This is a genomic window from Streptomyces sp. MNU89 (assembly GCF_020982505.1).
Taxonomy (GTDB): Bacteria; Actinomycetota; Actinomycetes; order Streptomycetales; family Streptomycetaceae; genus Streptomyces; species Streptomyces xinghaiensis.
The window spans coordinates 5,468,767-5,483,601 of sequence record NZ_JAJKLL010000001.1 but is presented as its reverse complement, the minus strand read 5'-3'; the positions used below and the strand labels follow the sequence as shown (position 1 = coordinate 5,483,601).

The 14,835-nt window shown below is 73.8% G+C and carries 14 protein-coding genes and 1 pseudogene; 7 read left to right on the top strand and 8 right to left on the bottom strand.

Annotated features, from left to right (window positions below; genetic code table 11):
• Positions 1-87: 87 nt before the first annotated feature.
• Together E4N63_RS23410 and E4N63_RS23405 are read right to left on the bottom strand one after the other, a co-directional pair.
• Positions 88-741: pseudogene (locus E4N63_RS23410) on the bottom strand (RibD family protein); the annotation flags it as partial.
• A gap of 53 nt (positions 742-794) precedes the next feature.
• Positions 795-1,616: a creatininase family protein gene (locus E4N63_RS23405; protein WP_125626920.1), complete on the bottom strand. Its 822-nt coding sequence runs from the start codon at positions 1,614-1,616 to the stop codon at positions 795-797.
• A 224-nt stretch (positions 1,617-1,840) separates the two neighbouring features.
• On the opposite strand from E4N63_RS23405, the gene ribA reads away from it, so the two are divergent.
• The 4 genes from ribA to E4N63_RS23385 all read left to right on the top strand — a co-directional run bounded on the left by ribA (position 1,841) and on the right by E4N63_RS23385 (position 4,521).
• Positions 1,841-2,506, top strand: coding sequence for a GTP cyclohydrolase II (gene ribA / locus E4N63_RS23400; protein ID WP_125626919.1), 666 nt, complete (start codon positions 1,841-1,843; stop codon positions 2,504-2,506).
• Between the two features lie 278 nt (positions 2,507-2,784).
• Positions 2,785-3,231, top strand: coding sequence for an SCP2 sterol-binding domain-containing protein (locus E4N63_RS31250; protein ID WP_185831240.1), 447 nt, complete (start codon positions 2,785-2,787; stop codon positions 3,229-3,231).
• Positions 3,232-3,238: 7 nt separating this feature from the next.
• Complete coding sequence (locus E4N63_RS23390; protein WP_125624462.1) at positions 3,239-3,496, top strand: hypothetical protein; 258 nt, start codon at positions 3,239-3,241, stop codon at positions 3,494-3,496.
• Entirely contained in the window at positions 3,493-4,521 is a 1,029-nt protein-coding gene (locus E4N63_RS23385) for a S1 family peptidase (protein ID WP_230241624.1), read from the top strand. Before E4N63_RS23390 ends, E4N63_RS23385 begins: the two co-directional genes overlap by 4 nt.
• A gap of 49 nt (positions 4,522-4,570) precedes the next feature.
• Here the strand turns inward: E4N63_RS23385 and E4N63_RS23380 are convergent, their stop codons facing one another.
• Together E4N63_RS23380 and E4N63_RS23375 are read right to left on the bottom strand one after the other, a co-directional pair.
• Positions 4,571-5,266, bottom strand: a complete 696-nt coding sequence (locus E4N63_RS23380; protein WP_230241623.1) for a YwiC-like family protein — start codon at positions 5,264-5,266, stop codon at positions 4,571-4,573.
• 199 nt (positions 5,267-5,465) lie between these two features.
• Positions 5,466-5,867 carry a putative zinc-binding protein gene (locus E4N63_RS23375; RefSeq protein ID WP_230241622.1) on the bottom strand — a complete coding sequence of 134 codons (402 nt, stop codon included), beginning with the start codon at positions 5,865-5,867 and terminating at the stop codon, positions 5,466-5,468.
• A 221-nt stretch (positions 5,868-6,088) separates the two neighbouring features.
• Between E4N63_RS23375 and E4N63_RS23370 the strand changes: the two genes are divergently transcribed.
• From E4N63_RS23370 to E4N63_RS23360, 3 genes are all read left to right on the top strand, one after another.
• Positions 6,089-7,288 (top strand): PLP-dependent aminotransferase family protein, encoded by a 1,200-nt coding sequence (locus E4N63_RS23370; RefSeq protein ID WP_230241621.1) that lies wholly within the window; start codon positions 6,089-6,091, stop codon positions 7,286-7,288.
• Positions 7,289-7,369: 81 nt separating this feature from the next.
• Entirely contained in the window at positions 7,370-8,020 is a 651-nt protein-coding gene (locus E4N63_RS23365; RefSeq protein WP_230241620.1) for an MOSC domain-containing protein, read from the top strand.
• A gap of 62 nt (positions 8,021-8,082) precedes the next feature.
• Positions 8,083-8,226 (top strand): hypothetical protein, encoded by a 144-nt coding sequence (locus E4N63_RS23360; RefSeq protein WP_230241619.1) that lies wholly within the window; start codon positions 8,083-8,085, stop codon positions 8,224-8,226.
• A gap of 83 nt (positions 8,227-8,309) precedes the next feature.
• Here E4N63_RS23360 and E4N63_RS23355 read toward each other — a convergent pair whose 3' ends face one another.
• From E4N63_RS23355 to E4N63_RS23335, 4 genes are all read right to left on the bottom strand, one after another.
• Positions 8,310-9,128: an alpha/beta fold hydrolase gene (locus E4N63_RS23355; RefSeq protein WP_125624451.1), complete on the bottom strand. Its 819-nt coding sequence runs from the start codon at positions 9,126-9,128 to the stop codon at positions 8,310-8,312.
• 647 nt (positions 9,129-9,775) lie between these two features.
• Positions 9,776-11,191: a CdaR family transcriptional regulator gene (locus E4N63_RS30755; RefSeq protein ID WP_268271044.1), complete on the bottom strand. Its 1,416-nt coding sequence runs from the start codon at positions 11,189-11,191 to the stop codon at positions 9,776-9,778.
• A gap of 152 nt (positions 11,192-11,343) precedes the next feature.
• Positions 11,344-13,023, bottom strand: coding sequence for a GMC family oxidoreductase (locus E4N63_RS23340; protein ID WP_125624028.1), 1,680 nt, complete (start codon positions 13,021-13,023; stop codon positions 11,344-11,346).
• Positions 13,024-13,293: 270 nt separating this feature from the next.
• Positions 13,294-14,712 carry an aldehyde dehydrogenase family protein gene (locus E4N63_RS23335; protein WP_125624027.1) on the bottom strand — a complete coding sequence of 473 codons (1,419 nt, stop codon included), beginning with the start codon at positions 14,710-14,712 and terminating at the stop codon, positions 13,294-13,296.
• Between the last annotated feature and the right edge of the window lie 123 nt (positions 14,713-14,835).

Sequence of the window (14,835 nt, the reverse complement as noted above, 5' to 3'; positions counted from 1 at the left end):
CTCCGGGCCGGTGAAGCGGAGCCCCGGGACGCCGTCCCCGAGAAGGACCGGCGCCACGGTCACGTAGAGCCGGTGCAGCGCCCCCTCGTGGAGGAAGCGCGACACGGTGACGCCGCCGCCCTCGACCAGGACGCGGCCGAGCCCGCGCCGCGCGAGCTCGTGCACCAGGCGGCGGGGGGCGAACGCGGCGCTGTCCGGGAGGACGAGCACGTCCGGCCGGCCGTCACCGCCCGCGCCGCCGGGCTCGCCGTGCCGCCCGTGCTCGCCGTCGCCGGCGCCCACCACCCACAGGGTCGGCGCCTCGCCGTCGTGGAACACCCGGAGCCCCGGCGGCACGCGGCGGTGCGGATCGAGGACGACGCGTACCGGGTTGGTGCCCGCGCAGGCGCGGACCGTCAGCCGGGGATCGTCCGCGGCGGCGGTGCCGGCACCGACGACCACCGCGTCGGCGAGCGCGCGCAGGCGGTGCAGATGCGCCCGGTCCTCCTCGCCGGTGACGTAGTCGGCGTCGCCGGTGCGGCTGGCGATGAACCCGTCCAGGCTCTGCCCCAGTTGCGCGAAGGTGAAGCGGGGACCGGCGAGGCAGAGGGACAGATAGCGCTCGGCGAGGAGGGCCGCCCCGGGCGAGGCGTGCGGCCAGCGGCGCCGGCCGTCCGCGTCCGCGACGAGTCCGGCGGCTTCGGCGTCCGCCTCGCTCCGGACCCCGCACAACCGCTCCCAGGCTTCTGATGCGCCGAGCACACCCGCACCCTGCTCTCCGCCGCGCTCCGCGCCGCGGCCCGCGTCCCCCGCGTTCACAGCGCCCCCCGCCCCGCGCTGTCACCGGACCGGGACCCGGACCCGTCCGGCTCCGGCCGCGGGGGCTCCGGAACCCGTTCCGCCGTACCCAGCACGGAAAGGTATTCCCCGAAGGAATCCACCAGCCCGGCCAGCAATTGCTTCCCTTTCTCCGCCGAAGCCATTGAGGGCCGGCCGATCACACCGGAACCGGTGTAAGGCCGCATACCGAGAGTGAGCAAATGCTGACGGTCGTCGGAGAGCCAATCAGAGGTCTCATATCCGGGGCGTACGAGCTCCGGATGCGCATGCAGCAGGATGGAGGTCTCCACTTCGCCCGCGTGCATATCGCTGCGCGAGGAGGTCACCACACCCGCCCGCTCGCGTGCGGCGTCCCAGTCGCCCGATCCGGGGAAAAGCGCCATGCGGGTACCGCTGCCGGCGGACTCCTGAACGACGTTGCGCAGCACATAGTTTCCGCCATGCCCATTGACAAGGACGAGATTCGTGACCCCGGAACGGCGGAGGGATTCCGCGATGTCCTTCACGACGGCGTAGAGCGTGGCGGCGGAAATGCTCACCGTCCCGGGCCAGCCGGCGTGCTCGTGCGAGCAGGAGACCGTCACCGGCGGCAGCAGCCGTACCGGGTACGCGGCCGCGATCTCCCCCGCGACGGCACAGGCCACCACCGTGTCCGTGACCAGCGGAAGGAAGCGGCCGTGCTGTTCGAAACTCCCGATGGGGAGCACGGCGACGGCGGCTCCGCGGCTCCCCACGTCCTCCGTCGTGTCCAGCGGCAACAGCCCCGAAGCCGGCAGTCCCGTCCCCGAACCACTCATGTTTCCCGGCCCTTTCAGTATTTCTCCGACACCACACGGCCGCGGCGGAACCCCCGTCCGGGACGGACCCGGAGCACAGGGAACACCCACCGCGCGCCGTCAACGCGAGCAGCCTACGCGGAAATCACGAACCCAACGACCGAACGTGACGAACAACAAAACCAGTTGATACTTTCTCACCGTTTCCGATTCCACCGCCAGGGTCTTACCGATAGGATCGAGCCATGACAGACAGTGATGTCGCGCTCCGCGACAGTGCTCTCGCTCCAGGTGTCGAACGCGTGGCACACGTCCGGCTTTCCACCGAGCACGGCGAATTCCTCGCCGTCGGCTACCTGGACCGCATTCGCGGCGACGAACAAATAGCGCTGGTATACGGCGATATCGAGGGCGAGGGCGCCCTCACCCGCCTGCATTCGGAGTGCCTGACCGGAGACGCCTTCGGTTCGAAGCACTGCGAGTGCGGGGACCAGCTCTCCGCCGCGCTCCGCGCCATCGTGGCCGAGGGCAGGGGCGTCCTCATCTACCTCCAGGGCCACGAGGGCCGCGGCATCGGCCTGCTGGCCAAGCTCAAGGCGATGGCCCTGCAGGCGGAGGGCCTCGACACCGTGGAGGCGAACCTCGCCCTCGGTCTCCCGGCCGACGCCCGCGACTACCGGGTGGCGGCGGAGATGCTGCACGATCTGGGGGTGCGCTCCGTCCGCCTGATGTCCAACAACCCCCTCAAGCGCGACGCCCTGCTCCGCCACGGCATCAGGATCGCCGAGCAGGTCCCGCTGCTGATCCCGCCGCGCGAGGAGAACCTGGCGTACCTGGTCACCAAGCGCGAACGCTTCGGGCACCACCTCCCCCACCTGGACCTGGACCGCGCGGCCGCTCCCCAGCCCTGACCGCCGGCCCCGCTCCCCGGTCCGTCCCCAGGTCCGTCCCCGGGCGCCTCACCCGAGCCCGCCCACCCGCACGCACGCGACGGCGCCACGCCGCGAGTCCGGTGCCCCGTGCCCCGCGCACCGGGCCACACGTCACCCCGCGGCGTCCGCCGGCCACTCGGCCGGGTGAATCCGCGTGCGAGGCCGGGTGAATCCGCGTGCGAGGGCTGGCGGCCCCGTGCGCATCCCCGCAGTGTGGGACGGAGTGCCCGGCCAGTACGACGACTCCGAGGGGCCCCGTGACCGCATACGCCAAGCTCCGCCCGCTGACCGCAGTACGGCAGGCCGACGTGGGGCAGACCTTCCACCGGCTGGCCGACCTGCTGAGCGAGAGCGGCGAACAGGCCATCGTCCGCTTCACCCTCCTCGCCCCCGCCGGAACCGGCGGGACCGGCCCGGGCGGCGCGGACCGCGCCGAGTCCGGGAGCGGAGGGGACCGGCAGTGGACGCTGGTGCCGGCCAAGCGCAAGTACCGGGTGGTGGAGGGCGGCGCGGTGCCCGGCCCGCCCGATGTCGAGCTCGTCACCCGCGAGGCTGTCTGGTGGGAGATCGCCGACGGCCGTCTGTCACCGCTCGACGCCTTCACCGGAGGCCGGCTGAGAGTGCTGGGCGACGCCGACCTGGCCGCCCGTCTGCTGCGGAAGGCGTCCGGTGGCACCGGCGTCTCCGCGATCTGCGGGGAGTGAGGCGGACATGGCCGTCGAGGACACAGTGGGCCGGGTGGAAGAGCTCAAGCTCTCCGACGGCTTCGGGTTCGTGAACATCCGGCGGGAGGAGGGCACTCCGACCAACGAACTGCTGATCATCTGGTTCGGTGACCGGTCCGAGGGCCCCGTCGCCCTCTTCACCACCGAGCTGTCCCTGGCCCTGGCCCGGGGCCTGCGCGTCAAACTCCTGCACGGCGACGACAGCGCCTACATCACCCGCGTCACCGTGGAGGCGCCCCCGTGATCCCCGGGGAGCGCGAGGAGGGCGGCGCCCGGGAGGAAGGGCCGCCGGACGGCCCCATCCCCCACGACCACCGCATCGACGTGGTCAAGGAGCGGTTCGCCGCCCGCCTCATGACCTATCCCAACGTCACGGGAGTGGGCGTCGGCCTGCGGATGCGGGCCGGCCGGCGCCTGTCCGAGCCGTGCGTCCGCGTCTTCGTGAGCCGCAAGGTGCCCGAGGCCGAACTCCGCACGTCGGATGTCCTGCCCCGCGAACTGGAGGGCGTCACCGTCGATGTCGTGGAGGGCGAGTTCACCCTCCTCCGCAACGGCGCCCCGCCGCTGTCCCCGGAGCGCAGAAGGGCCCGCCACTTCCCCTTCGCCGTCCCCGGGACGAGCGTCGCGGGTCTGCGCGTCACGGCCGGCACGCTGGGCGCGGCGGTGTACGACGCGACCGGCGGGGGCTCGCAGCTCCTGCTCAGCAACTGGCATGTGCTGTGCGGGGTGCCGGAGTGCGCCGCCGGCGAGGAGATCGTCCAGCCGGGCCCGTTCGACGGCGGCACGGCACCCCGGGACACCGTCGCCCGCCTGCTCCGGTACGCCGACACCGACCGGGTGGACGCCGCCGTGGCCGTCCTCGACGGCAACCGCTTCCTGTCCGACGCCATCGCGGGCATCGGGCTGGTCAGCGGCGTCGGCGCGGCGGGGCTGGGGATGCGGGCCCGGAAGTCGGGGCGCACCACGGGCGTCACCGGCGGGATCATCGACGCGGTCGGTCTCGATGTGACGGTCGGCGGCCGGCTGTTCCGCGGGCAGTTCACCGTGGCGTCCGAGGACGGCGCCCCGGTCGTCGCGGGTGGCGACTCGGGAAGCCTGACGGTCGACGACCGCAACCGCGCGGTGGGCCTGCTCTTCGCCGGCCGCACCGACGGCGCCTACTGGATCGCCAACCCCATCGCCGACGTCATCGCCGCCCTGGGCATCCGCTTCACCCCGGACCCGCTGCCCCTGGACGCCGCCGTCCTCCTGACGGCCGCGGACTCCTGAGCGGACCGGAGCGACGGTGGGGCGTACGGGCCCCACGCCGGCCGGGCCCTCAGGCCGCGAGGGCCACGGAGACCAGGAGCAGGAGCGAGCTGACGATCTCCACCAGGCCGAGCTGCAGCGGAGTCATCCGGCGGCGCGGAAGCCCCGCGGCACGGACCAGGTACCAGCCGAAGGCCACGGCGTACACCGGGGTGATCCAGGCCGCCACCGCCAGCGCGGCCGCGTGGAAGGCGGCGGAGGCGGCGAACATCGCCGTGTTCCCCCGCTCGCGGATGCAGCTCTTGACGAACAGGACGGTCCCGGCGAGGTAGAGCAGGACGACCGTGAACGGCCCGCCGACGTCCCACGGGGACCCGCCCGCGACACTCACCACGACGGGGAGGATCAGCGTCGCGGCCGCCGCGGAGACCAGCCCGTTCACCAGGGCACGGTCGTCGCGGCGGGAGGCGAAGAAGCCGTTGACCGCGAGCGCCAGAGCGAACACGGGTGCGTAGAGGATGAGTTGGGGACGTGCCGCGAGGACGACGGCTCCGGCGGCCAGGGTCGTCAGCCCGTAGGCGAGGAGTTGGTCGCGGTACCGGGCGGGCCGGCGCGTCTTCACGGCGAGCAGGGCGAAGTACGACAGCAGGTAGCCGCCGATCCACGCGACGAGCAGCGGCAGCTCCGGCCAGGCGAACCCCGCGGACAGCAGCCCGGCCAGGTACGGCAGGAGCAGCATCGCCCACGCGCCGTGCTGCGGCGGCACCCACTGCCCGCGCTTCTTGCGCCGGGGCCGGCCACGCGCCGGGGCGGACTCCGGCGCGGACGTCCCGGCCGGGGACAGCCCGGACCTGTCCGGCTGCGCCCTGCCCGCCTTCGCCGTCTTCGGCACCGTCGTGGGGGCCCCGGCCCGGGCCGCACCCCTTGGGCTCCCCGTCCGTCCGGTCCGGAGGCCACCGGCTGGCTTACCCACCGTGCGCATCGCGTTCCCTCCCTTCCACGGGTGCCGTGGCAAGACGGTCGACCAGGCCGGTCAGCACCCGCTCGGCCTGCTCCGGGTCGTAGTCCTCGCCGAGCCGCTTGCGCACCCCGTCGTCGCTGAGGAGGTGGTGCACGGTGGGCGTCACCCCGTGCCGGGCCAGGCAGTTCCGGGCGCACCGCAGCACACACCCGTCGATCGCGACGACGGGACGCCCGCTCGTGGCCTTCCGCACCAGACTGGGCACGTCACCGCCGACACCCGCGATGCAGGACATCTCGGCGATCCCGCGCCGGTCGAGCTGAACGGCGAGCCAGTTCGTCATCTGGGCGGCGCTGGAGCATCCGGAACAGGAGTACACCAGTGGCAGATCGCGTCGGCGGTTCACCGGGGCCGTCTCTCCTTGCTGCTCGTCCTCACCACTCCCCACCCGCGCGACCGTAGCCCGCGTCCCGTTCCGGCACATGGGTCTTCCGGACCCATTCCCCGGCAGGGAGTCCCACCCGCCCGGCGGGTACCGGAGCCGCCCGGCCGGCGGCAGGCGCCCGGATGGTGCCCACATGCCGGAAAGTAGATGGGCAGGCCACCGATCTTCCCTAGGCTTCGGCCATGACGAGCCCAGCAGCCCCAGCGGCCCAGCCCCCCGTCCTCGCCCGTCGTGCCGCCTCGGTCGGCTCGTCGCCCGTGCGCGACATCCTCGCGCTCACCGCCCGGCCCGAGGTGATCTCGTTCGCGGGCGGGCTGCCCGCGCCGGAGCTCTTCGACGCCGAAGGGCTGCGGGCCGCGTACGACCGCGTCCTGGCCGAGGCACCGCGGCGCGTCCTGCAGTACTCGACGACCGAGGGCGACCCGGCGCTGCGCGCGGCCGTCGCGGCCCGGCTCGGAGTCCGCGGACTGCCGACCGGGCCGGACGACCTGCTGATCACGGCGGGTTCCCAGCAGGCACTGACGCTCCTCGCGACGACCCTGCTGGAGCCCGGGGACACCGTGCTCGTCGAGGACCCCACCTACCTGGCGGCGCTGCAGTGCTTCGGCCTCGCGGGGGCGCGGGTGGTGCCGGTGCCCTCCGACGAGGACGGCGTCGACCCGGACGCGCTGGAGGAGCTGGTGGCCCGCGAGCGGCCGAAGCTGCTCTACCTCGTCCCCACCTTCCAGAACCCCACCGGCCGCACGCTGCCCGCCGAGCGCCGGCAGGCCGTCGCCGGCACCGCGCGGCGCCACGGCCTGTGGATCGTGGAGGACGACCCGTACGGCGAGCTGCGGTTCGAGGGCAGCTCCGTGCCGTGGATCGCGTCCCTCGGCGCGGCCGCCGACCGTACCGTCCTGCTCGGCAGCTTCTCCAAGATCATGGCACCGGGCCTCCGGCTCGGCTGGCTCCGCGCCCCCGCGGCGCTGCGCCGCGCCTGCGTGATCGCCAAGCAGGCCCTCGACCTGCACTCCTCCACCATCGACCAGGCGGCCGCGGCGCGTTACCTGGCCGACGCCGACCTGGACGCCCACCTGGCGCGTGTCCGCGCCGCCTACCGCACCCGCCGCGACGCCCTGCTCGGCGGCCTCCCCGCTGCCCTTCCGGACGGCAGCACCTGGAACCGTCCCGACGGCGGCATGTTCCTCTGGGTCCGCCTCCCGGGCGGCCACGACGCGACGGCCCTGCTGCGCGAGGCCGTGGCCCACGACGTCGCCTACGTTCCCGGCGCCCCGTTCCACGCGGGCCCGCCGGACCCGGCGACGCTGCGGATGTCGTTCACGACCCACACCCCGGAGGAGATCCGCGAGGGACTGCTCCGCCTCGCCAAAGCCTTCCGATGAGACTCCGCGGTGTGGCAGGGGGCAGGGGCGGTGCCGGGAAAGGTGTCGCGCTCAGGGGCGACGAACCGTACCGTCGCCCGGATGAAGCTGCTCTCCGTCAATGTCGGCAAGCCCCGCCCCAACCCCTGGAAGGGTCTCAGCGCGACCGGAATCGACAAGCGGCCCGTCGAGGGCCCGGTCGCCGTCGCCGCCCCCGGCCCCAAAGGCACCGGCGCGGTCGGCCTGGCCAGCGACCGGGTCTACGACGTGAAGCACCACGGCGGCTCCGACCAGGCCGTCTACGCCTATGCCCGCGAGGATCTCGACGGCTGGGAGTCCGAGTTGGGCAGGCCGCTCGCGAACGGTTTCTTCGGGGAGAACCTCACGACCGCCGGCCTCGACGTCAACGGCGCGCTGATCGGCGAGCGTTGGCGCATCGGACCGGACGTCGTCCTGGAAGTGTCGTGCCCCCGGATCCCGTGCGCGACATTCCAGGGCCGGCTGGAGCGCGACGGCTGGATCCGGCGGTTCACCGAGGCCGCGCTGCCGGGTGCGTATCTCCGTGTCATCGAGCCGGGGGACATCCGCGCCGACGATCCGGTGGAGATCGTGCACCGCCCCGGCCACGAGGTGAGCGTCGCGCTCGTTTTCCGCGCGCTGACACGCGAACCGGAGCTGCTGCCACTGTTGCCGACCGCCGGCGCGCTGCCGGAGGAGATCAAGGACCTGGTCGGCAGACGCACGACCGTATAGGTCGCGGACAGCCGCGACCGGAAGAGAAGGCCCCGGCTGCCTTCCCCATCAGCAACCCCGGGGTGATCTCGATACCGCTCGGCTTCCTGCTGGGCTGGCTCGGGTCGGTCCTCGACGCCCGCGAACGGGGCGGCGCGGACTTCACCGAGGCGGAGGTCCGCATCCTGACGGGCGCCGGGGCGGGCCCGGTCGACGGCGGCGCGTAGCGCCGGGCGGACGGCCGCACACGGGCCCCGTGCGCCGGCCCCGGTCCCTGAGGGGGACCGGGGCCGGCGCGTTGCTCGCGGGGTCACGCCGGCCGGGACGCACCGTCCACTGCGGCGAAGTGGGCGGCGAGATGCCCGTTGGCGAGGTCCGGCTGCTCCAGGGCCACCGAGTGGCCGGCCCGCGGCACCACTGCGCAGCGGCCGTCCGGCGCCGTCTCCGCGATCCGCTCGGAGAGCGGCGGCGGGTACGCGTGGTCCTCCTCGCCCGCGACGGCGAGGACCGGCACCCGCGCCCGGCTCAGCTCGTCCAGCACGCTCTCGCGGTGCACCACCGCGTGCGCGGCGTCCCCGATGGACGGGGGGAGCTGCTCGATGTACGCGCGCCAGTGCTCGCGCAGCTCCTTCTTCTCCGGGTCGGCCAGCGTCGCGTCACCGAGCATGACGTACATGACCGCGTCCACGACATTGCGCGTGCCGTTGGCCCGCAGCTCCTGGACGAGCGGGTCGAATTCGGCGACCTTGTGCTCCTCCTCCGCCGAGGATCCCAGCGCGGCTGCGGAGCGTACGAGGTCGGGGCGGCGGGCCGCCAGCCGGAGGGCGATGAAGCCGCCGAGGGAGTTCCCGACGATGTGGCAGGGGCCGGCGCCGAGTGCCTCGATGAGCGCTGCCGCGTCCTCGGACAGGGTCTCCATGCCGAGGGAGGCGGCGGCGGACGGCGCGCTCCCGCCCTGTCCGCGGTGGTCGTAGGTGATGACGCGGTACTCCCGGGAGAAGCGCTCCACCTGGTGGCGGAACATCGTCCGGTCGAAGAAGAGGGAGTGGCTGAAGACGAGGGCGGTGGCGTCGCGCGGACCGACGTCGTCGTAGGCGAGCGTGGTGCCGTTGACGGAGAGGGTGGGCATGACAGGGCCTTCTTTCGCTCGGGATGTTCACGGTGGTGTGGGAGGTGGACGAACAGGGTGCTGACCCACGGGGCCGCGGCGCGGCACACGCGGATACCGGCCGGCCCGGGCGCGGAGCCCGGGCCCGGACGCCCGGTACGGGGACCGGGTGCTCGGGACGGCGACGGAGACCGGATACCCGGGGCGGCGCACGGGCCGGGACAGGGGCGGAGGGCGGGCCCCGCGGGCGGGACGGAGAGTGCGCGCGTCGGTCGGGACCGGCACGGGGAGCCGCCCGGCGGGAGAACGGTGAACGGGGACGGGAGCCGCGTCCACGGCCGCCACGGTGTCTCCGTGCCGCGGTGCCCGCCGAGCGGGGAACCGCCCTCACCGGCCGGGCGCATTCCCGCAGGCTCCATGGGCGGCAGGGCTGCACGGCACCGGCCACCGGGGACCCACCCGGCGCCGCGGTACGGACCACTCCCGTTACGGGCCGTCCGCCCGGACGGCGACCGCCAGCACCACCGGATGCCATCGGGTCCGACGGCCTCCGGCCGGCACGGCGGTGACGGGCCGGACAGGAGAGGGGCACCGGGCCGCACCGGCAGCCCGCGGATGAGAGCCTGCCGCCCGGGAACCGGGCCCCGGCCCGTCCCGAGGGCTGTGCGTCAGCGCCCCGCCGGACTCGCGGGCCGGCCGGAACGGGCCGGGCCGACCGGACGGATCGGACTGACCGAACCCCCCGGACCCGTCGGACCGACCGGTCCCACAGGTCCGGCCGGACCGGCCGGACCGACGGAATCCGTGGAACCGCCAGGACCCGTCCGCGCCGTCGGCCCGCTCGGCAGTCCGGCCAGCAACCGCCGTGCCTCCAGGGCGAGATGGATCTCGCTGGCGCCCACCGGGTCGGTCGGGGACCGGCCGGTGAGTTCCTGTACGCGGCGCAGCCGGTGGGTGACGGTGTTGCGGTGGCAGAACATCCGGGCGGCCGTCTCGGTGGAGGAGCCGCCGACGGCGAACCACTGAGCCAGTGTCTCCAGCAGCACGTCCCGCTCGTGCGCGGGCAGGTCCAGAACCGGGCTCAGCACCTCCCGTACGGCGTGCTCGGCCGAGTCGGGGGCGCTGACGACCATCAGCCCGACCGGGGAGTCGCCGTACGAGGCCACCTCCCGGGTGCCGGGCGGGACGCAGGCGCAGGCCAGGCGTGCCTGGCGGAGCGCGGCGGGCGCGTGTTCCAGTCCGTGGAAGAGGGCGCTCACCCCGACCCGTCCGGTGCCGCGCCGCCGGAGGAGCCCGGTGACCTCGGGCAGGGCCCGCGGCGAGCCCAGGGAGAGCAGCCCCACCAGGGCTTCGCCCTCCGTCCGCCAGACCGAGGCGACGCCGAGGGCGCGCAGAGTTCCTTCCGCTCCGCCGGCTCCGCCCGATCCCTCCGCCCCGTGCGGCGGCCGGCCGCCGGGCAGGCGGCGGAGGCCGGGCCCGGTGGCCGCCGGTGGCACCTTCTCGCAGCTCACCACGGCGAAGACGCCACGGGGCGGCAGGCGCAGTGCCTCGGCGCACTCCCACAGGTGCGCGCCCTCGTCCAGCCGGCCGTCGAGGAGCGCCGCCAGGAGCAGGCTCCGCACCTGCCGGTCGCAGTGGGCCCGCTCCGCCATGGTCTCGCGGTACGCGCCGGTCACAGCGTCGGTGAAGGCATCGCTGACCATCCACACCGCCGAGGCCGCGTACGGCACCTCCCGCGGGACGGAGTCGCCCGCCTCGTTGAGGACGCATTCCCACAGGAAGCGGCCGGCGAGCCGGTAGGCGTGGGTGACCGCCGACAGCGGCACGCCGCGCTCGGCCTTGAAGCGGCCGGTGTCCCGGGGGACCCGCAGGTCCAGGGTGTCCCGGCCGAGTTGGGTGATCATGGAGTGCAGGTTCTCGGCACAGGCCGTACGGAGCTCGCCGTACGGGACGGGTACGCCTTCGTGGTAGGCCTCCTCCTCGACCGCGATCCGGTCGGCGAGCAGGTCGGCGAACCGGTCGACCCCTGGCAGCAGGACGTCGGCCAGCCGGTGCACTCCTGAGTCATGGAAGATCACGGTCATGGGGGCTCCCCCCGCGTCGGGCCGTGGCCCGATTCCGGAAGCCGGGCCACTGGCAGGGTAACCACGGGTGCCGGTCGTGGGGAGAGGCCGTGCGATCACCGGTCCCCGCCGGGCCGCGTGGGCGGCCCCGCGAGCCGGGGAGGGAGGCGGCGTCACGCCGGGTCGACCAGACGCACGGAACGGACAGGACCGGGGGAACCGGCGGGCTGCGCCGGGGGCACTGTACGGACCACGCGCACCGCCGCGGCGTCCACGTCGGCGGACGCGGTCGCGCCGGCCGGTCCCGCGGTCCCTCGGATCAGGTCCGCCGCCCGCTCCGCGATCATGATGGTCGGGGCGTTGGTGTTGCCCCGGACGACCGTCGGCATGACGGAGGCGTCGGCCACCCGCAGCCCCGTCACCCCGTGCACGCGCAGCTCCGGGTCCACGACCGACCCGATCGCGCAGGTGCCGGCGGGGTGGTAGAGCGTCTGCAGCTCGCGCCGGGCGTAGGCGAGGAGGTCGTCGTCGCCGCAGCCGGGGTCGGGGGCGAGGAAGTCCGCCCGGTGGTGCGCCCGCATCGCGGGCCGGCCGGCGATGTCCGTCACCAGGCGCAGCGCGCGGACCGCCGTCGCCCGGTCCTCCTCCGTGGTCAGGTAGTTGTGCAGGATGCGCACCTTCGCGCTGGGAAGGGCCGAGCGCAGCGTGACCGTGCCGCGGCTGGTGGGGGCGAGCAGCACGGCGCCGATGTGGAAGCCGTGGTCGGTGATCGCCCCCAGGCCCTCCTGGTGGAACATCGCGGGGACGGCGTGGATCTGCACATCCGGGGCGTCGAGGCCGTCGGTGGTGCGGAAGAAGCCGCCGCCCTCGCCGATGTTCGAGGTCAGCGGGCCGCGTCCTTCGGTCTCCAGCAGCCGCACGTTGTCCGGCGTTTCGGCGCTCAGCAGGGATTCGGTGTCGGTGAGGTGGACGACGGCCAGGTGCGCGTGGTCCTGGAGGTTCTCGCCCACCGGCAGGTCGGCCCGGGGGGTGATCCCGTGGGCTGTGAGCTCGTCGGTGGGACCGATGCCGGAGAGCATGAGGAGCTGCGGCGAGTTGTAGGCGCCGGCGCAGAGGACGACCTCCCGCGCGCACCGCAGCTCCTCGGTGGCGCCGCCGCGGTCGATCTCGACACCGGCGGCCCGGTCCCCGTCGAAGAGGACCCGGTTGCACTGGACACCGGTGAGCACCTCCAGGTTGGGCCGGTCCAGGGCGGGACGCAGATAGGCGGTGGCGGTACTGCACCGCAGGCCGCCCCGCTGGGTGAGTTCGTAAGTGCCGACGCCGTCCTGCTCGGGGCCGTTGAAGTCCGGGTTGAAGGGGTGTCCGGCCTCCTGCGCCGCGGTGACGAACGCGTCGATCAGCGGGTGCCGGGAACGGCCCGGGTTGACCGGCAGGGGTCCGCCCGCGCCGTGCCACTGCGACGGGCCGGCGTGGTGGTCCTCGGCGCGCAGGAAGTACGGCAGGACGTCATCCCACCCCCAGCCCTCGGCCCCGGCGGCCGCCCAGGCGTCGTAGTCCCGCCGGTTGCCGCGGATGTAGATCATGGCGTTCATGGACGAGGAGCCGCCGAGCATCCGTCCGCGCGGCAGATAGCGGCGGCGGTTCCCCAGCCCCGGCTCGGGCTCGGTCAGGTAGTCCCAGTCGTACTTGGTGCGAAACAGCTTCCCGAAAGCCGCGGGGATGTGGATCTCCTGCGCGTCGTCGGGCCCGCCGGCCTCCAGCAGCAGCACCCGCGCGTCCGGATCCTCACTGAGCCGCGCGGCGAGCACACAGCCGGCCGATCCCGCACCCACGATGATGAAGTCGTACATAGTGCGTCCTCTCTCTGCGGCTGCCGCGTGACGGCCGCCCACCGGCACCTACCGGGCCACCGCCGTCCCCCGGCGGCCCGGTAGATGCCTGCTCGATGCGACCGGGGCCCTCGGTGGGTCCCCGGTCGGATGGTCCGCCGGCCATGGCGCCGGCGTGCGTCCCAGGGGTCCGGTTGGGGTCCGGACCGTGTGGCCGCCGTACATCCGGGGTGTCCCCCGGCGTGCGTGGGGACATCGCGCTCCCGGTGGGCGCCGGGCGCTCCCCGGGTGTCAGAGCTGGATGGCCTTGGTCTCCAGGAACTCCTCGAAGCCCATCCGCCCGGCCTCACGGCCCACGCCCGACTGCTTGTAACCGCCGAAAGGCGCCAAGGGGTTGAAGGCTCCGCCGTTGACGTCGACCATGCCGGCCCGGATCCGGCGGGCGACCGACTTCGCCCGCTCGGGGTCGCCCGACCACACGCCTCCGGCCAGGCCGTAGGGTGTGTCGTTGGCGATGGCGACGGCCTCCTCCTCGGTGTCGTAGGGGATGAGCGACAACACAGGACCGAAGATCTCTTCCCGGGCGATGGTCATGTCATTGCTGACATTGCTGAACACCGTGGGCGCGACGAAGTAGCCGGGGCCGTCCTGCGGGGCGTCGGGCCCGCCGGTGAGCAGCGTGGCACCCTCGGCGATCCCGGCGGCGATGTAGTCCCGTACCCGCTTGAGCTGGGCGTCATTGGCCATCGGGCCGATCTGCGTCTCCTCCGCCTGCGGGTCGCCCACGTGGTAGCCGCTCGCGACCTCGGCGGCGATCCGCCCGGCCTCGTCGAGCTTGTCGCGCGGGACGAGCATGCGGGTGAGGGCGATGCAGGTCTGCCCGGAGTTGAGGTAGCACTTGGCCACACCGTCGGTGACCGCGGCCCGCAGATCGGCGTCGTCGAGGATGATGTTGGGCGACTTGCCGCCGAGTTCGAGCGCCACCTTCTTCACCGTGTCGGCCGCGAGCGCCGCGACCCGGCGGCCGGCGCGGGTCGACCCGGTGAACGACACCATCGACACCTCGGGGTGGGCCACCAGGGCCTCGCCGACGACCGGCCCGTACCCCGTCACCACGTTGAGCACGCCGGCGGGCAGCCCGACCTCCTCGGCGACCTCGGCCAGCAGCAGCGCAGAGAGCGGCGCGACCTCGGAGGGCTTGAGGACGACGGTGCAGCCGGCGGCCAGTGCGAGCGCCACCTTGAGGGAGACCTGGTGGAGCGGGAAGTTCCACGGGGTGATGCATCCGACCACGCCCACGGGCTCCCGCACGACCTGCGAGTTGCCGACCTCCTCCGGTCCGTAGTCGAAACCGGACGCCAGGTCGGCCGCCTGGCCGAAGGTGAACGCGGGCAGCCCGGCCTGGAGCACCCGGCTCTCCTGCACGGGGGTGCCGACCTCACTGGCCACGAGCCGCGCGATCTCCTCGCCCCGCGCCTCCAGTACCTGCTGGATCCGGATCAGATGCGCGGCGCGCACCGACGGGGAGGTCTGGGACCAGATCTCGAACGCCTGGGCGGCGGCCCGCACGGCGCGGTCCACGTCCTCGGCGGTGCCGGCCGGTATCGAGCCGATCACCTGCTCGTCGGCGGGATTGACCACATCGATCGTCTCGGTGCTCCCGGACGGGGTCCACTCCCCGCCGATGAAATGCTTGGTGTACGACGTCATTGCCCGGGCTCCTGCTCAGAAGGTTTCGGCGGGATGTTTCGGGCAGTCTGCGGGAGCCGCCGCGGCGCGGTCGATGGAGCGGGGAAGCCGGATCGGGGCGCCGGATTGTGCATGTGCACGGTG